Source organism: Candidatus Pelagisphaera phototrophica, from assembly GCF_014529625.1.
GTDB lineage: Bacteria > Verrucomicrobiota > Verrucomicrobiia > Opitutales > Opitutaceae > Pelagisphaera > Pelagisphaera phototrophica.
This window is the reverse complement of sequence record NZ_CP076039.1, coordinates 2,435,068-2,451,813: the sequence shown is the minus strand read 5'-3', so window position 1 is coordinate 2,451,813 and position 16,746 is coordinate 2,435,068. Positions and strand designations below refer to the sequence as shown.

At 50.5% G+C, this 16,746-nt stretch carries 16 protein-coding genes; 7 read left to right on the top strand and 9 right to left on the bottom strand.

All coding sequences use genetic code 11. From position 1 onward, the window contains the following. Positions 1-38: 38 nt before the first annotated feature. On the bottom strand, positions 39-1,043 hold the full coding sequence (locus GA004_RS10520) for a substrate-binding domain-containing protein (RefSeq protein ID WP_283393818.1): 1,005 nt from the start codon (positions 1,041-1,043) through the stop codon (positions 39-41). A 78-nt stretch (positions 1,044-1,121) separates the two neighbouring features. Between GA004_RS10520 and GA004_RS10515 the strand changes: the two genes are divergently transcribed. Further along, on the top strand, positions 1,122-1,793 hold the full coding sequence (locus GA004_RS10515) for a 3-keto-alpha-glucoside-1,2-lyase-like domain-containing protein (RefSeq protein ID WP_283393817.1): 672 nt from the start codon (positions 1,122-1,124) through the stop codon (positions 1,791-1,793). A gap of 114 nt (positions 1,794-1,907) precedes the next feature. Here the strand turns inward: GA004_RS10515 and GA004_RS10510 are convergent, their stop codons facing one another. Continuing rightward, the gene (locus tag GA004_RS10510; protein WP_283393816.1) at positions 1,908-2,921 is read right to left on the bottom strand and encodes a zinc-binding alcohol dehydrogenase family protein; all 1,014 of its coding nucleotides are present in this window, start codon (positions 2,919-2,921) and stop codon (positions 1,908-1,910) included. A gap of 464 nt (positions 2,922-3,385) precedes the next feature. Between GA004_RS10510 and GA004_RS10505 the strand changes: the two genes are divergently transcribed. Beyond that, on the top strand, positions 3,386-4,741 hold the full coding sequence (locus GA004_RS10505; RefSeq protein WP_283396974.1) for a sugar porter family MFS transporter: 1,356 nt from the start codon (positions 3,386-3,388) through the stop codon (positions 4,739-4,741). Positions 4,742-4,759: 18 nt separating this feature from the next. Beyond that, on the top strand, positions 4,760-6,163 hold the full coding sequence (locus tag GA004_RS10500) for a sulfatase (RefSeq protein ID WP_283393815.1): 1,404 nt from the start codon (positions 4,760-4,762) through the stop codon (positions 6,161-6,163). Positions 6,164-6,246: 83 nt separating this feature from the next. On the opposite strand, the gene GA004_RS10495 is transcribed toward GA004_RS10500, so the two are convergent. The 5 genes from GA004_RS10495 to GA004_RS10475 all read right to left on the bottom strand — a co-directional run bounded on the left by GA004_RS10495 (position 6,247) and on the right by GA004_RS10475 (position 11,705). After that, positions 6,247-6,489 (bottom strand): hypothetical protein, encoded by a 243-nt coding sequence (locus GA004_RS10495; RefSeq protein WP_283393814.1) that lies wholly within the window; start codon positions 6,487-6,489, stop codon positions 6,247-6,249. A gap of 57 nt (positions 6,490-6,546) precedes the next feature. After that, positions 6,547-6,903, bottom strand: coding sequence for a PH domain-containing protein (locus GA004_RS10490; protein WP_283393813.1), 357 nt, complete (start codon positions 6,901-6,903; stop codon positions 6,547-6,549). A gap of 157 nt (positions 6,904-7,060) precedes the next feature. Next, positions 7,061-7,759 carry a sialate O-acetylesterase gene (locus GA004_RS10485; RefSeq protein WP_283393812.1) on the bottom strand — a complete coding sequence of 233 codons (699 nt, stop codon included), beginning with the start codon at positions 7,757-7,759 and terminating at the stop codon, positions 7,061-7,063. 26 nt (positions 7,760-7,785) lie between these two features. Continuing rightward, positions 7,786-8,907, bottom strand: a complete 1,122-nt coding sequence (gene sucB, locus GA004_RS10480) for a dihydrolipoyllysine-residue succinyltransferase (RefSeq protein WP_283393811.1) — start codon at positions 8,905-8,907, stop codon at positions 7,786-7,788. 65 nt (positions 8,908-8,972) lie between these two features. After that, a complete protein-coding gene (locus GA004_RS10475) occupies positions 8,973-11,705 on the bottom strand; it encodes a 2-oxoglutarate dehydrogenase E1 component (RefSeq protein WP_283393810.1) in 2,733 nt (910 codons plus the stop codon). A gap of 209 nt (positions 11,706-11,914) precedes the next feature. Here GA004_RS10475 and GA004_RS10470 point away from each other — a divergent pair, with 209 nt between their 5' ends. After that, positions 11,915-12,145: a hypothetical protein gene (locus tag GA004_RS10470; RefSeq protein ID WP_283393809.1), complete on the top strand. Its 231-nt coding sequence runs from the start codon at positions 11,915-11,917 to the stop codon at positions 12,143-12,145. A 16-nt stretch (positions 12,146-12,161) separates the two neighbouring features. Continuing rightward, positions 12,162-12,572 (top strand): translation initiation factor, encoded by a 411-nt coding sequence (locus tag GA004_RS10465; protein ID WP_283393808.1) that lies wholly within the window; start codon positions 12,162-12,164, stop codon positions 12,570-12,572. Positions 12,573-12,590: 18 nt separating this feature from the next. Here the strand turns inward: GA004_RS10465 and metF are convergent, their stop codons facing one another. Both metF and rlmN read right to left on the bottom strand, forming a co-directional pair. Next, positions 12,591-13,472 carry a methylenetetrahydrofolate reductase [NAD(P)H] gene (metF, locus tag GA004_RS10460; RefSeq protein WP_283393807.1) on the bottom strand — a complete coding sequence of 294 codons (882 nt, stop codon included), beginning with the start codon at positions 13,470-13,472 and terminating at the stop codon, positions 12,591-12,593. Positions 13,473-13,573: 101 nt separating this feature from the next. Beyond that, entirely contained in the window at positions 13,574-14,674 is a 1,101-nt protein-coding gene (gene rlmN / locus GA004_RS10455; RefSeq protein WP_283393806.1) for a dual-specificity RNA methyltransferase RlmN, read from the bottom strand. Positions 14,675-14,797: 123 nt separating this feature from the next. Here rlmN and GA004_RS10450 point away from each other — a divergent pair, with 123 nt between their 5' ends. Together GA004_RS10450 and GA004_RS10445 are read left to right on the top strand one after the other, a co-directional pair. Further along, a complete protein-coding gene (locus GA004_RS10450) occupies positions 14,798-15,997 on the top strand; it encodes an LptF/LptG family permease (RefSeq protein ID WP_283393805.1) in 1,200 nt (399 codons plus the stop codon). A gap of 71 nt (positions 15,998-16,068) precedes the next feature. Continuing rightward, positions 16,069-16,725: a flavin reductase family protein gene (locus GA004_RS10445; RefSeq protein WP_283393804.1), complete on the top strand. Its 657-nt coding sequence runs from the start codon at positions 16,069-16,071 to the stop codon at positions 16,723-16,725. The last annotated feature ends 21 nt before the right edge of the window (positions 16,726-16,746 follow it).

The window sequence follows — 16,746 nt, the reverse complement described above, 5'->3', positions numbered from 1 at the left end:
GCTTCGTGGCAAAAATTGAGTATCCAAAAACTAGAGGTTCACTTCAGACCCACTAGTGCACGAATAGCGGGTTCGTTCTTGAGCCGATCTGAAGTGACCACTTCGACGCCTGTATCGATGAGAGCGTCTACGGATTCGCCTTTGGATACGGCGACTGCTGTTTTGACCGCAAGATATCCCATCTTCTCCGGACTTTGGACGATGAGAGCATCGATTTTTCCAGCTTGGAGTTCTTCGACCAGTTTTTTTGAACTGTCGAATCCAACGAACGTTAGATCTACTTGGATACCACTGTCTCTAAGATCATCGAGAGCAGATGAGACGCCGAGGGTTGTGGTGAGATTGGCGGCAAAAATACCTTCGATATCCAGTTTCCCGTTTTTTATGAAGCGTTCAAGAGTGTTCGCAACGACGCTTTTGGATCCCTCAAGGGTGCCCGATTCAGAAAAAGGTTCGGCCACAATGTCGTGACCGGCAATCTTAGCGGTCTCAATGAAGCCATCGGAACGTTTGGCAGTGCTCGCTGTACCTTGCACATATCGGAAGACGACTAGCTGGCTCTTCGTCGCAAGGTTGTCGTTCATGAAATCCGCTCCGAGCGATCCTCCCAGCACGTTGTCGGTGGCGATAAAGCTGGAGTGCGCATCTCCGTCCACTCCAGAATCAAAAATGACGACTGGAATCCCGTTGTCTACGGCTGACTGGACAGGTTTTCGTTGAGCTTGATTATTGAGTGGGGCGATGGCGATGGCGTCGACGCCCAGATTGATCATATTTTCGATGATCTTTGTTTGCTCGGCGATTTCTGTCTCGGTCACGGTTCCTTCCCACTTAAGGTCGATATCGAGCTCCGATGCGGCTTTACGAGCACCCGCTTCGACGGTTTCCCAGAAGTCCCCCCCTGTGGCTTTGGGAATGGCGGCGATCACCGTTTTATCATTGCTGGCTGCCGTTGATCTCGAATCCTGGGAAGGGGAGCAACCGGTTATGATCGCAGCAAGCGCGAAGATGGGAATAAAAGAGAGCAGAGGTAGTTTTTTCATTTGCTGATAGACTATGCGCTAAACAACTGACTAGTTAGTGGTTCGAAATCAACCTGATAAGGACCTCAGAAACCAGATATGAGCCCCGATGGAATATTGAAGCGATCTATCCTGTCAGGGATCTTTCTGACGTGTGCGGCCTTCGCGAGCAGTGGGGAGATTAGCGATGACTTTGAACGTTCCGAGGTAGGTGATGCCTGGACAGGCCATATGTACTCGTTTTCGATTAAGGACGGAGCTTTGGTCGCTTCGCAGCTACCGGATGCAGGCCATGGAGCAGTGATTCGGACGCAACTTGATTTTCGAAATATGAAGATTGATTTCGACGTTAAATTTGAAGGAGGGGAACGCTTCAATTTTGTGATCGACGACAAGAATTGCGAGGAGGTGCACGCCGGTCATATTTGCCGTGTTTCGATCACTCGGAATAGGCTCACCGTTCAGGACGACCGCAATGGGGCGATGAACCTCAAGCTGAGAGAATTGAGGAAGCAACCGGAGAAAGCGGCAGAGATTGAGGCTTTTCTGGAAACGACGAAATCTTCAGGCGACTTCGAATTCCTCGATGGCCGGTGGTATCATATGCAAGTGGTGATTGAGAACAATCAGATGAGTGCATCTTTGGATGGGAAAATAGTCGCAAAATTGACCTCGCCGGGGATTGCTCACCCAACCAAGACGCAATTCGGATTCACGGTAACCGGTCGGGACATTCTATTTGATAATGTTGTGGCAGTCGGGACCAAATAGGCGAGCGGGTATAGCAGGACTGGTTGGGAGGACTGGCTCAATCCAAGAAGGGATTTCATGGTAAAGCCCTATGCGAGCTTTTGATTCCATACTTTTGGCTGATTGGACACTCTCTTAGACCTCGATAATTGCTTTTACTAGGTCGGGTTGGGAAACGATTTCTTCGAATTGCTCAGGTACATCTAGAATTGCCATACGATGGGTGATCCATGGCTTTGTATCAATGGAGCCATCGGCAACGGCTGCGATTACTTTCTTGAACGTATCGGGTGTTGCATTACGGCTCGCCATCAAGGTTAGTTCCTTCCGATGTAAATTAGGATCGTCAAAAAATATTTCGCCCATGAGTAATCCCACGAAGACAATCCGCCCACCGTTGGCAGCAAGATTAAAGGTCCGCTGCATTGAGAATCGATTGCCGGTAGCGTCGAGTACGACCTGTGGCAGGTCTCCGTCGCAAATATCTTTGAGCTGGTCTTCGAAATCCGGTGCGTCTGCTTTCAGGACATGAGGAACGTTGATGACGTCACGGCAGAAACCTAGCCGCTCCTCACTAATGTCAGCCACAATAACTCGACTGCCAAGGGTGAGTGCGAATTGAATGGCGCCTAGACCTATAGGCCCAATCCCAAGGATTAGAATCGTTTCATCCTTGGTAAGCATCGACCGTTCGATTCCATGAGTTCCGATGCAGATCGTTTCGATGAGTGCTAGCTGCTCGAAGGAAAGCTCGTTGGCTCGGTGTAGCTTTTCAATGGGTACGGTGATGTAAGGTCTCATCCCGCCGTCGATATGCACACCTAGCACCTTCAAATCTTCACAGCAATTGGACTTGCCCATTCGGGAAGCCGGACTGTTGGGGTTATTCAAATACGGCTCAATGGAGCACTTGTCTCCCGGCTTCAGTCCCAGGCCGTTGTCGTCGATTTCGATAATCTCTGCTCCGAGCTCATGTCCAAGGATGCGGGGATAGTCGAAAAACGGCTGTCTGCCATGAAAGGCGTGGATGTCGGTTCCGCAGACACCGATGCGATGAATGCGCACAAGTGCTTCGCCTGGCTTAAGAGCCGGCCTTAGCTCTTCGATCACTTTGAAACGCCCCGGGGTTTCTAACTGAATGCCCTTCATGTTTTAAAAACGTCATTCGAATGGGAGAACTTGGGCGGTTGCAAGCGGTAAACCCTATTTGAGGTTACAAATGGCGCGAACTGGAATGGGAATCCTGTCGGTACAGTTCTCAGAGACTGTCCAGTAAATCAGAACATGTATCGTTGCTCAACAGATAAGCCTGCCGCGAGGCGGTTGAGTGGCGGGGTATCCATGGAATGGCTATCCTCCGCGTGAGCAACGCGGCACTAGGCCTATTTGGTCAGCAACCCTTCAGTGTAGCGTCCTTTTTCGCTTTTGGTTACGGTGCCTCGACCACACTTTGCCACAAACGAAAATTCCTGCCGCGATGCATGTTCTGATTTTTTAGATAATCTCTTGGACCTGGGCTCGGCTATAAATTGAAATGAACAAAGAGATTGTTATTGGGTGCGGAATTCGCCAAGTTCTGGCTCTCCCCTCGATAGGTAAACCCTTCTAGCCCAATATTTATGACTGACTCTTCTCCCTCATCAAACTCCTCGAGACTATTCTACTGGGCATTGACCTCGGCGTTAGCGGGTTTCATTTTCGGCTTCGATACCGTCGTTATTTCTGGGGCCGAACAACGGATTCAGGAGCTCTGGGGACTGTCTGCTGGGGTTCATGGACTCGCCATGAGCATGGCCTTGTGGGGTACCGTATTGGGAGCTTTGATCGGAGGTTGGCCGACAGATCGATTTGGTCGGAAGAAGACTCTGCTGTGGATTGGCGTTCTGTATTTCGTATCCGCAATCGGATCCGCTTTTGCTCCCGAGATCAAAACCTTCATTATTGCCCGTTTCATCGGGGGGGTGGGGATTGGAGTTTCAACCATTGCCGCCCCTCTGTACATTTCTGAGATCGCGCCGGCCAAAAAGCGGGGCCAACTCACCGGAATGTTCCAATTCAACATCGTATTCGGAGTTCTCGTTGCCTTCCTCTCCAACTATCTGCTTGGGGGAATCGGGGAGAACGCCTGGCGCTGGATGCTTGGAGTGGAAGCGATTCCCGCACTCGTATACACCCTTATGTGTTTTGGTATACCGGAGAGCCCTCGCTGGCTCATCGGGGTGAAGCGTGATCGCCTGAGTGGTTTAGAGATCCTGAGAAAGATTCGTCCAGATGATTCTGATGAGCGACTTGCTGAAAAAGCCGACGAGATCGCCCAGTCATCGGGCACGCCGCGGGAAAAGACTGCTTTCTGGACCAAGAGGCTCAAGGCACCGATTTTTCTAGCCTTCCTCATCGCGTTTTTCAATCAGCTCTCTGGTATCAATGCCGTCCTCTACTTCGCCCCGCGCATTTTTTCTATGACCGGGCTAGGGGAGAAGGCGGCCTTGCTGCAATCGGTGGGTATTGGAGTTACTAATTTAGTATTCACGTTTTTAGGACTCTATTTGATCGATCGACTAGGACGCAGGACGTTGCTTTACATCGGTTCATTTGGCTACATCGCTGCCCTTGGTCTCTGTTCATGGGCGTTTTTTACCGAGAATTTTGCCATTGTTCCGCTCTGCATATTTGCCTTCATCGGCGCCCACGCCGTGGGACAGGGGGCGGTGATCTGGGTATTCATTTCGGAGATATTCCCGAATTCGAATCGGGCGGCAGGCCAGACGCTCGGTTGCGCGACGCACTGGATTTTCGCTGCTTTGCTCACGCTGTTCTTTCCGAAAATGGTGGAACTCTTTCCGGCGGGATATGTATTTCTCTTCTTCTGCGTTATGATGGTCGTCCAGTTGATCTGGGTCAAAATGATGGTTCCGGAGACAAAAGGGGTTTCTCTGGAGAAAATCGAAGAGAGGCTGGGAGTTCAGTGAGTTTGATAATCTCCTACGATGGCAAAGGCTAGACCTAATGTCTTGTTCATTTTGCTTGATGATTTCGGTTGGACCGATGCGGGATGCTATGGAAGCAGCTTTTACGAGACCCCTCGAATGGACCAGCTTGCCAATGAGGGGATGCGGTTCACCAATGCGTACGCGGCGTGTCCCGTCTGTTCTCCCACGCGGGCGAGTATTCTGACGGGGAAGTATCCCGCGCGTTTAGGCGTGACGCAGTGGCTAGGGGGCTATTCAGAGGGCAAGCTAGCTCATGTGCCTTATGTGGAGCATCTGTCCTGTGAGGAGACATCATTGGCCCGAGTCTTAAATGACGGCGGCTACGCTACCTGGCACGTGGGAAAATGGCATTTAAGCAAGCACGGCGACCAGCGATTTGAAACGTACCCAGAAAAACATGGCTTTGATGTGAATATTGGCGGCTGTGATTGGGGAGCGCCCAAGAATGGCTATTTTGCCCCCTATGGGCTGGAGACGCTTCCGGATGGACCGGAAGGAGAGTATCTGACGGATCGGCTGACGGATGAGGCGGTCCGATTAATAGAAGGCTCGCAAGACGAGCCATGGTTTATGCACTTGTCCCACTACGCGGTGCATACGCCGATCGAGTGCCATGAGACCCTCGTTGAAAAGTATAGGCAGAAAAGTGAAGCTCTCGGACTGGCCACGGAAGATCCGTTTGTTGAAGGAGAGCCATTTCCCTGTTTGCACAAGAAAGACCAGAAGGTGTTGAGACGGGTGGTGCAGAGCGATCCGGTTTATGCTGCGATGGTCGAGAATGTCGACACGAACATCGGCCGCGTTCTCGATGCGATCGACTCCGCCGGACAAAGGGACAACACGATTGTGATTTTCTTTAGTGACAATGGTGGTCTCGCGACAGCTGAAGGATCCCCCACCTGCAACGCCCCACTACATGAGGGCAAAGGCTGGATGTATGAAGGTGGGACCCGGGAACCTCTGATCGTTCGTTGGCCTAAAGTCGTTCCTGCTGGAGCGATCACGAAGCAGGTTGCCACTTCAACTGACTTTTACCCGACCTTGCTCGAATGCGCGGGGCGGCCTTTATTGCCGGAGCAGCATTGCGACGGAGTGAGCCTTTTGCCCGTGCTAAAAGGGGAGGCCGATCTTGATCGTGGAGCGATTTTCTGGCACTATCCACACTACAGTAATCAAGGCGGTAGTCCGGGCTGTTCGATGAGGGAAGGGGACTGGAAGTTGATCGAGTTTTTTGAGGATAACAGGGTAGAGCTATACAATCTAGAGGATGACATCAGTGAAGAGCACGATGTGGGCAATGAGTATCCCGAAAAGAGAGACGATATGCTTTTGAAACTTTCCGAATGGAGAAAGTCCATTTGCGCAAAAATTCCAAAGGTTAATCAGAGCTATGGCGGCTAATTTTGAGATTTAAACTTCAAAAGACCCCTGGAAAACGGCAAAGTCCGGTGTTTCTCTTAACTACGGAGAGCGACCTTAAACATCTAATTTCCTATTAGGGAAAGGTCGTCCAGACCGGAAATGAGGAAGAGCAATCCAAGCAGGTTTTTCAGAGCTCTCAATATCATGTGGAGCGGGTTTAGTTCCCGAAATGACTTAGTGGCTCGAACAAAATAGTTAGTGGGAAGCTGGGAAAGGATTATTGGAATGATAACGACGAATCCTAGGAACAGAACCAGGCTGGCGGCTCCTAGGGCAAAAAACAGGCTTAGGTATTTTTCGATCACTGCAAATAGGCGAGTCGGAAGACCATGCGGCAAGATCGTTAGTTGGTTCGACTGAAGTTAGGATTTCTTTCTCTGGTCGATCATCTCCTCGAAACTCTCAGGGTCTTCCGGTGTGACGACGATTGTCCGATTGGGAAATCTGAGTACGACAGAGTTCCGGGAATAGTGGCGAATGCGCGGTACCTTCCAAGAAGCTTGTTCCTGAATAGGCCACCATTGCCAAAGAACCGAATCGATTTGCACATCGCATCCGGGTTCGCCTCCACCGAGTTGAGGTCCCCTATTTCGATAGTTGTCTGCCAACCCAGTCTCTGGATAATGAGTTGGTTCTCCTGAAGTCGGTAATTGCGGATACTGAAAAGAGCAGAAATCGCAGTAGTGACAAAGGGCAGTAGAACCATCGCTGTTTTCCATTTGGCCCACATTTTTTGACTCATACAGGCTCCGAACGAAAAGACAGCTGGAAAGAGGAAACAGGTCAAAAGAGTAGTGACTTTCAGAGACTTTCCCCAGGTCGCGTTGAATGTATTGTTCTCGAGCATACGATTAGTAACCCCGATGCACTGTGGAACTACTTTTCGATCAATTGGATGGCTTTTTCGGCTAGTCTTTCGCCGAACAATTTGTACCCGGATACGGAATAGTGCAAATCATCCTTTATTTGATTTCCCTGCTTGTTTAGGCCAGTATTTAGGTCGTCCGTGTCTACCCAGGCGGTATTCGGTTTGGAATCAGCAAATGCGACTTGAAGATCTCTTATTCGAGTCCAATGCGGATAGGTTTTATTTTCCATGTCGAAATCGCTTAGGCGACCCATGATAATATTGATATCCTTGCGTCGGAGGTCCCCCTGGAGTTGTGTTATGATTCCCTCGAAGCTGTCGATATACCGATCCGCGAGGCCCTCTCGTGCATCTCTCTCACCTTGCATCCAAAGGAATGTGACGGTTTGAACCTTCTTCCCTTCGTAGGCGGGTTGGACTTTCGATAAGAGTTGGTCGTACAGGTCGCCAATCTGTTTGGGGTCATCATTTTCCCTGAGTGACCAATCCTTGTGCCACCGCCGTATCGGTTGTCCGCCAAGAGCGTCCTTGACGACGATCACGTTTTCCGCACCGAATTTTTGTGATACTGCTGGGATGAAGGAAATGTCTGGATCAAGACCCGCCATGTTGGACTGGCCTGACAGTATAAATAGATGAGATCCTTTCTGTGTGCAACTTGAGCCTAACATGGCAAACGCTGCGAGGAGTACGAGAGGGCTTTTCACGAATACGAGGGGTTCTGATGATGGAGCTACAATTCCAAGAGGAGATGAAGCGGATTTTCCAGGATCTCTTTCATTTTGATCAGAAAGGTCACCGCCTCTTTTCCATCGATGATCCTATGGTCATAGGATAGCGCTAAATACATCATTGGGCGAATGACCACTTGTCCGTCAACTGCAACGGGTCGATCCTGAATGGTGTGCATACCAAGGATGGCACTCTGGGGTGAGTTTAGAATCGGTGTTGAGAGAAGGGAACCAAAAACGCCTCCGTTGGTAATGGTAAAGACGCCTCCTTGGATATCCTCGAAGGCGATCTTTCCGGCACGGGCCTTTTCTGCATAGTTGCGGATCTCTTTTTCGATGTTGGCTAGGGATAGTGATTCGCAGTCACGCACAACTGGCACGATAAGTCCCTTTTCTGTGGATACGGCGATTCCGATGTCGTAGTAGTGATTCTCGACGATCTCCTCACCGTCTATCATAGCATTGATGGCCGGGGTTTGCTGGAGCGCTCGAACGGCTGCTTTGACAAAAAAAGACATAAACCCTAGCTTCACTCCGTGGACTTCGGTAAAAGACTCCTGGTGTTTCGCTCTGAGGGCCTTGATGGCGGAGAGATCAACCTCGTTGAAAGTCGTCAACATGGCCGTTTCCTGCTGGGCGTTGACCAGTCGCTCGGCGATCTTCTTCCTTAAGGGAGAGAGGCGTTTGCGGGTGGTTCGACCAGATTTATCCGAGACAGGCTGGGACTTTGCGGGAGCTGCTGGTTTGGGTTTAGCGGCTGTCTCCGGCTTCGAGCTAGGCTTTTCGTAAACAGGAACTGGCGTTTTCGCTTCGGGAACTTGCGCCCTTTCTTCCACACCGGGTGCCGGTTCGGGTTCCGCGGGGGCGTCTTCCTTCTCCGGAGCCGAAGCGGATTCGTCGATCTTCGCTACGGTTTGACCGATGTCTACTTCATCCCCTTCTTCTGCTTTGAGTGAAATGACACCTGAAACTTCGGCGAGTCCTTCAGACGTGATCTTGTCCGTTTCCAGCTCGTAAATGACCTGGTCCTTTTCGACGTAGTCACCCTCCTTAACATGCCAGGCTGCAATGATCCCGCTGGTGATAGACTCGCCGAGAGTAGGTACTTTTATTTCGGTTGCCATGTGTTTCTTGAAATCAGTCTTGGTAAAAAGTTGGTCACGTAAAATTTGTTGTAGGTATTGCGAGACTAGGCTTTTGAGTAAAAGGCAACGTGGAGAAACGTCTCCAGTTCACTCTTATGTAGCGACATGGTGCCTACTGCAGGGCTGGCGCTGGAATCCCTTCCAGCATATCGTGGTTTTCTCCCCAGCAGGTTCTCGAGAAGCGGGGCGATGTACGACCATGCTCCCATGTTCTGGGACTCTTCCTGGCACCAAGTGATGGAATCGACCTTCTCATACCGGGAAACGATTTCCTTTAGTTTGTCACTATGTAATGGGTACAGTTGCTCGATTCTGATGATGGCGGTATTAGAGACTTTATTGCTCGTTCGGTATCCGATCAAGTCGTAGTAAACTTTTCCGGAGCAAAGAATAAGTTTTTCGATGGCATTGGCGTCCTCGATTTCGTCATCAAGTATTTCATTGAATGCCCCCTGTTCCAATTCCTCCCAACTGGATACGGCTTCCTTGTGTCGAAGGAGTGACTTGGGAGCCATAATGACGAGCGGCTTTCTGAGTTTTCGCATAATCTGGCGCCGGAGAATGTGAAAGTACTGGGCAGGTTTTGTGAGATTAGCGACTTGGATGTTTTCCTCCGCGCAGGATTGGAGAAAGCGTTCGAGACGGGCAGAGGAGTGCTCAGGACCTTGTCCTTCGTACCCGTGAGGGAGCAGCATAACAATCCCGCTTAGTCGTCCCCACTTTGATTCGCTCGAAATGATAAACTGATCGATGATGACCTGGGCCCCATTTACGAAGTCGCCAAATTGGGCTTCCCAAATGCAGAGCATCTTCGGGTAGTCGATCGAGTATCCAAAATCGAACCCCAGAACACCCGCTTCAGAAAGAAGAGAGTTGTAGACGCAAAATTGGGCCTGATCTTCCGACAAATTCAGGAGGGGTACATGTCGGTCGCTGGTTTTCTCGTCGTGTAGGACGGCGTGTCGTTGACTAAAGGTGCCCCGTTCGCTGTCCTGGCCGGACAGCCTCACGGGAGTTCCTTCAAGGAGGAGGGTGCCGAATGCGAGGGCTTCCGCGAAGGACCAGTCGATGCCAGCTCGATTGTCGTATGCTTTGCGGCGGTTGGAGAGAAAGCGTTGAATCTTCTTGTTAAAGTTTGCCGAGTTAGGAATCCTTGTCAGTCCGGATACAACTGTATCCAAAGTTACTTTACTAACTTTCGTCTCAGTTGGGCTAAATGAAAACCGTTCTTGAAATACCGCGGTGGAGCCGGCGAATGGATTGCCACCATGATGCCTTTGCTCATTGGCTTTTTTGACTCGTTCCAGTGATTGCTCGAGAGATGCTTCATACTCACGGCGGATTGAATCAATTTTTTCCTGAGTGAAAGTGCCTTCATTAATCAAGCTCTTGGAAAGAATATCACTAATCCGAGGATGTTTTGCGATGCGGTCGTATAGCTCGGGACTGGTGAAAGCGGGCTCGTCCGCTTCATTATGACCATGCTTTCGGTAGCAATAAAGGTCGATAACAACGTCTCTCTGGAATTCCTGACGATATTCTATGGCGAGGAGGGTTGCAAATACGACGGCTTGTGGATCATCCCCATTGACGTGGAAAATGGGAGCTTCGATCATCTTTGCAATGTCGGTGCAGTAGTTGGTCGAACGTGCTTCCTTGGGAGTGGTAGTGAAGCCGATCTGATTATTTACGACGATGTGTAAAGTGCCGCCGGTCCGGTACCCGGGTAGCTGGGAGAAATTTAGAACTTCCGCGACCATTCCCTGCCCGGCAAAGGCGGCATCGCCATGTATTAGAATAGGCAGGACCTTTTTTCGTTCGGTGTCATTGCGCTTCCTTTGACGGGCCCGCGCTTTGCCTTGGACAATGGGGTTGACGGCTTCCAAATGAGATGGATTGGAAGCAAGGCGCATCTCGACTCTGTGCCCCTCCTTGGTTTCAATTACGTTGTCGTAGCCCAGGTGATATTTCACATCGCCGTCCCCGGCGACCGTGTTGGGGACATAGGTATCGCCAAACTCCTCGAAAATGAAGTCGTACGACTTTTTCAGCGTATTGGCCAGGACGTTGAGACGACCACGGTGGGCCATTCCCATGACGACTTCCTTAATTCCAAGTCGCCCGCATTGTTCAAGGGCATTGTCGAGGCAGGGAATCAGGGTTTCGCCGCCTTCAAGGGAAAATCGCTTTTGCCCTGAGTAGCGAGTATGCAAGAATCGTTCGAACTCCTCCGCCGCAAAAATCTTTCTCAATATGCGATTCTTTACTTTTTCGGAGAAGTTAATCTTTCCTTGAAGGGGCTCGATCTTCTGTTGGATCCATCGCCTCGCTTCGCGATTCTGGATATGAATATACTCGTAACCAATCGTGGAACAGTAGGTCTTACGAAGGGCTTCGATTAAGCCACGAAGCTTGATGTTCTGACTTTCGAGAAAGTGTCCGGAGTCAAACTCTTGGTCGAGATCGCTCTCGGACAATCCGAATTCCGAAAGTTCCAGATTGGGATTGTTCGGGGGTGGGCCGGACAGCGGATCCAGGTTTGCCTGGGAATGCCCCAGACTTCGATAGCCGTAGATGAGGCTCGAAACATTCATCTGCTTCGAGGCCTTTTCGGAGTCTTGACCTTGAGCCTTTGACTTGGGCGGGAGCTTTTGCGCTAGCTCAAAGCCCTCAAAGAATGCGTCCCACTGAGGCTCGACGGAGCGTGGGTCGCTTTTCCATTTTTCATAGTAGGATTCTATGAGGTCGGCGTTGGAGCGCGATGCGATCGTTACCATTTGAATTTATTCGCGGAAAAGCGGTTTGTATTTTTCACAGCTTCAGTAAAATTTAGGTTAGACGTTCGCAAGAAGCTTCTTGTGCAGCAAGACTAACTGTGTTGAATATATCAGTTATTTTCCGATTCATTCGGTTTAGAACCTCGATGATCGAAAAAGAATAGCCAGGAAGGTTTCCATTGGTATTACTAATTGAATTTTAGGGGGACATGATCGAAGAGAGGCTAAAGGAAACGCTGTCATCATTTCAGAAGGGGATAAAGAACTCCGATGCGAGTGCCATAACCGGCAGTTTGAGGACTTTGGACGAATTGATGGGCTTGCACCGCAGCGAACTGGATCCGGAGCTCGTGCACTATCTTTCTAGGAGGAGTTACGAAAAGGCTCAAATGTACCTGGAAGGGAAGGACGGAATCCCGAAAGGTATTTGCGGAAAGTAGAATCTAGTAGAACTCGATGGGTAAGAAGAGCAAAAAGATCGCGGTAGAAGGTTCGAGCAACGAACTGAATGTGAGTCCCTTTGGGGTGTTGGATTCGATTGGGCTTCCGGAAAACTCCGTTCCTTCGGACCCATTTGAAGTCGAAAAGACTCAAGAGCCGAGCGAGCAAAAGAAGAAGAAGAGGCGAGGTCGAGTAGACGTGGTGCGGCAACGTTCGGCGGGGAGTGGCGGTTGGTCAACGATCGCCAAGAATTTCTTGGGAATTTCAGTCGAGGAAAAGAACTTCCTCAAGAAGACCATGCAAAAACGCTGCGGTGTTGGGGGCACCCTGAAGAACGGTGCCATAGAGATCCAAGGAGATAAGCGAGAGGAGATGCGAGACATTCTGGAGTCCGCCGGTTTTCGGGTCGTGTTCGCTGGAGGTTGAGAAACGGGCTGTAGAGCTCTAAGCGTTTCTTGCCGCGTTGATAATCTCGATCGCGGACTTCGCCTTATTTAAGGCATATATGTGCACTCCGGGAGCGCCCTTTTCAATCAGCTCTTCCACCTGACGCATTGCCCATTCAACACCGACTCTTCTGACGGCTTCGGGGTCGGATTCCACCGCGCTCAGTTTCGCTTCCAGTTCTGCAGGAAGCTCGGAATGGCAAAGCTGGGTGATTCGCTTAATCTGTTTAAGTGCAAGAACAGGCATGATTCCCGGAAAAACGGGAAGCTCAATTCCCCGGGCGCGAACTTGGTCAATGTATTCAAAATACGCTGCGTTTTCGAAGAAGAGCTGCGTCGTTATAAATGAGCCTCCCGCATTGGCCTTGATCCTCAGGGCGTCTAGATCCGCGTCAAGCGAAACCGCTTCAGGATGCTTTTCTGGGTAGCTGGCTATCCCGAGGCAAATATCAGGATGGCGATCCTTGATGAAAGCCACTAGATCGGATGCGTATTTGAAACCTCCTTGGGTGACCTGAAAGTCAGACTGGCCATGAGGGGGATCGCCTCGCAGAGCCATGATGTTTCGGTATCCTTCGGCATAGAAGTCGTCGACGATCTCTCCGAGTTCCTCTTGGGTCGATCCCACGCAAGTCAAGTGGGGCATTACGTTGAGGCCCACCTCATCCTTCATTCGCTTGCTAACCGTGGCCGACAGGTCTCGAGTGCTGCCACCTGCGCCGTACGTGACGGAGACGAAATCCGGACTGCAGGTGGATATTCGCTTGCCAGCTCCAACGAGTGGCTCGATGGATTCCTCAGACTTAGGCGGAAAGAATTCGACTGAAAGTAGGGGCCTTCCAATCGACAAGAGTTCTGAGATTGTCTGTTGTTTAGACATAGCTATCAACGTATAATGATTTGTTGATATGTAAAAAAGCCGAACGCAATCCTAAAATTCTGTGAGTTCCAGCGTCTTGGGATAAGAAAGGCAGTTCTCGTTTAGGACGACTGCTTGGACTTGAGCTTCAGTTGTCCGCAGGCTGCCGCGATATCATGACCTTTCTCCCTTCGGATGGTGGTGCTGACGCCTTTGCGCTTGAGTCGTTCGTAGAAGCTATCTTGGCGAGTTAGGCTAGGTCTTTTCCAGTCAAGACCGGGGACGGTGTTGTAGGGTATGAGGTTTACGTGGGCGTTTAGTTTCAGGGCGATTTTGCTGAGTGCCTCCGCCTGTTCGAAGGTGTCGTTGATTTTTTCTATTAGAATGAACTCCAGAGTGACCATACGTCCTTTCGTTGAAGCATATCGTTCGATAGCGGGAATGAGTTCCTCGAGTGGATAGCGCTTGTTGATCGGCATGATTTGTTCCCGGACGTCGTTGGTTGCTCCGTGAAGGCTAACGGCGAGCCGAAATTGCTCTGGTTCGTTGGTAAGCTTGAGGATCTTGGGAACGATGCCAGAGGTGGAGATCGTGATGCGTCGCGCCCCGAAATTTAGACCCCAAGGGGCATTGAGTATGCGAAGGGCAGGCAGGAGGTTCTCGTAATTGGCCATGGGCTCTCCCATTCCCATCACTACAATATTGTCGAACGAGGCGATTTCCTCGCGGGCTCTTTGGGTCGTTTCGTCCTCGAGGTGGCAGACGTGGATGAGCTGGGATACAATCTCACCGACGCTGAGGTCGCGCTTCCATCCGGCCAGTCCCGAGGCGCAGAAGCGGCAGCCGTAGGCACAGCCGACTTGAGTCGAAATACAGATGGTTTTGCGTGAGTTCTTCTGGCCGACACCAATCTGTGGGGCTCGGATGACAACGGTTTCCACGAGGGAGCGGTCGCCCATTTCCAAGAGGAGTTTTTCGGTCTCGTCCGAGGACTCTTTGGCTAAGATTCGCTTGGTGGGAGCAATTTCGAATTCCTGTTTCAGACGGTTTCGCAGGGGCTGGGGCAGGTTGCTCATTTCCTCCCAGGATCGAGCTCGCTTTTTGTAAAGCCAGTCCAGCACTTGTTTTGCCCGGAATCGCGGTTCACCGATTTCAGCAAAGCGATTCTGAAGGGAATCAAGGCTTTGGCCGTAGATGGGCTGTTTTTCAGGAACGTATTTCATGGCACTGGCTGCGAGCTGTAGAATAGATGTTTCAATGAATCAAATTTGTCTAGCTCTACCTATCAGGTTCCTTTCGGACTTATTGCTTGAACAAGTTTGCCTTCGCGCAAGTCTACGAGCCCTGTGAACTTGATTCATCGGTATATCTTTAAAGGGGCGTTTGTGACGAGTATGGGTGCGGTAGCCATGTTCGCGTTTTTGCTTCTTATGGGGGCCGTGGTGAAGGACATGCTCGATCTGCTAGCGGAAGGGCATATGACGATCCCGATTTTCCTACGGTTAATCCAATTGCGTTTTCCTGATTTGCTGGTATATGCATTGCCAGTTGGGCTTTTGACGGGGATACTGCTGACAATGGGAAGGCTGTCCGCTCAGAATGAGGTGACGGCGCTCCGATCGGCCGGGGTAAGTATTTTCAGGCTCTCGAGTTCTGTAATTGTTTTTGCAATACTGGGAACGATGGCTTCCTTGGTGGTGAATTTCTATTACGGGCCAAGAGCGATGGCTTCCTTCCGACAGGAGAAAGAGGCGATTATCCAGAAAAACCCACTCAGCTTTATCCAGGAGAAGACATTTGTCAGAGGTTTTTCAGGTCTCGTTATTTATGTAGGGGACAAGAATGGCGATGAGCTCAACGACCTTTGGATTTGGCAGTTAGATGACGAAAACAGGGTCAAGCAGTTCATCCGGGCGGAGTCCGGGGAGGTGCGATACAATCAAGATCAGAATACACTGGTGCTGGTTCCCTACCGGGGGTCGTTTGAAGCCCGTGATCCGGAGGCGCCAGAAGATTTCCGGAAAGTCCGCACTGCGCTGTCTTTCGAAACGACTAGTTTGGTGCTGCCGCTGGACGAGATATTCGGGAAGGTAACCTTCCAGAAAAAACTGAAATGGATGACCTTCCAAGAGCTGCAAGGTGTCGAGTCGGATGCGCTGGCAAAGATGAGTTCCAGCAATCCGGAAATTCGAGAAGCAGGCGAGGAGCGCTACCACAAAGCGAAGATGGCTTTCCACGAGAAATTTGCTATGGGTTTCTCGGTCATCTCGTTTGCTATGATCGGAGTTCCGCTAGGTATAAGGAGCTCCCGGCAAGAGACTTCGGCCAACTTGTTTCTGGCGATGGGTCTGGCGTTGGGATATTATATTATGATGATGTCGATCAGTTGGATGGATGGCCTGCACCAGTATCGGCCCGATTTGCTTTTCTGGATACCGAATTTTATTTATCAGGGGATTGGTTGCTGGCTCTTCATTAGAAACGATCGAGGCAGGAAATTGAAGGACGGACAGGCGGGCTCACCCACAGAAAAAGCCAAGAAATAGGGCTAGGGTTTCAGGTTTGAGATACCTACTTTTTCTATGCTGCCAGATCTCCAATTGATTGCTGGGCCTGAATGGGTTCCATGGTTTTCCTGTTGCCGCTTTGGGGAATCGTCTTCAGAGAGCATGCTATGGAAATCGATTTTAAATCTGTAACCGCTTTAGAGCGCTACCAGTTTTTGACCCACACAGTGGTACCGCGTCCGATCGCCTGGGTGACAACCGTAAATTCCGAAGGGAAGGTGAATGCGGCTCCCTTCAGTTTCTTCAATGTTTTTGGGTCGAACCCAGCGGTGGTGGCCTTGGGAATTGGAACGAGAAGGGATAACTCGCCGAAGGACACGGTGCGGAATATTTCCAACAATGGCGAATTTGTTATCAATATGGTGACGGAGAAACTGGCCAAAAAAATGGTGCAGACTTCCTTTGAATATGCTCACGGTAAAAGCGAATTGGAGGCGGTGGGGCTTTCGGCCGCTCCCTCTATCTCAGTCGCTCCTCCGCGAATAGCGGAGTCACCCGTTCATCTGGAGTGCCGGAGACTTTCAATCCAGGAAATTGGGGTCAATCGACTCATTTTGGGAACCGTGGTTCATGGAGGGGTAGACGATGAATTCTATGATACCGACTCCGAGCGGATTTTGACTGATAAAATTGGACCGGTTGGCCGCATGCATGGACCGGCTGGCTATACGCGAACGCATGACCTGTTCGAAATAAAAAGACCTTAGCTGCGGCTAAGCCACTCAGTC

Bases quoted from the DNA above. Each gene is read 5' to 3' on its own strand.
- GA004_RS10500 (WP_283393815.1), top strand. From the start codon at position 4,760: ATGGCAAAGGCTAGACCTAATGTCTTGTTCATTTTGCTTGATGATTTC.
- GA004_RS10465 (WP_283393808.1), top strand. From the start codon at position 12,162: ATGGGTAAGAAGAGCAAAAAGATCGCGGTAGAAGGTTCGAGCAACGAA.
- GA004_RS10475 (WP_283393810.1), bottom strand. From the start codon at position 11,705: ATGGTAACGATCGCATCGCGCTCCAACGCCGACCTCATAGAATCCTAC.
- metF (WP_283393807.1), bottom strand. From the start codon at position 13,472: ATGTCTAAACAACAGACAATCTCAGAACTCTTGTCGATTGGAAGGCCC.
- GA004_RS10520 (WP_283393818.1), bottom strand. From the start codon at position 1,043: ATGAAAAAACTACCTCTGCTCTCTTTTATTCCCATCTTCGCGCTTGCT.
- GA004_RS10510 (WP_283393816.1), bottom strand. From the start codon at position 2,921: ATGAAGGGCATTCAGTTAGAAACCCCGGGGCGTTTCAAAGTGATCGAA.
- sucB (WP_283393811.1), bottom strand. From the start codon at position 8,907: ATGGCAACCGAAATAAAAGTACCTACTCTCGGCGAGTCTATCACCAGC.
- GA004_RS10445 (WP_283393804.1), top strand. From the start codon at position 16,069: ATGGGTTCCATGGTTTTCCTGTTGCCGCTTTGGGGAATCGTCTTCAGA.
- rlmN (WP_283393806.1), bottom strand. From the start codon at position 14,674: ATGAAATACGTTCCTGAAAAACAGCCCATCTACGGCCAAAGCCTTGAT.
- GA004_RS10515 (WP_283393817.1), top strand. From the start codon at position 1,122: ATGAGCCCCGATGGAATATTGAAGCGATCTATCCTGTCAGGGATCTTT.
- GA004_RS10490 (WP_283393813.1), bottom strand. From the start codon at position 6,903: ATGGAAAACAGCGATGGTTCTACTGCCCTTTGTCACTACTGCGATTTC.
- GA004_RS10470 (WP_283393809.1), top strand. From the start codon at position 11,915: ATGATCGAAGAGAGGCTAAAGGAAACGCTGTCATCATTTCAGAAGGGG.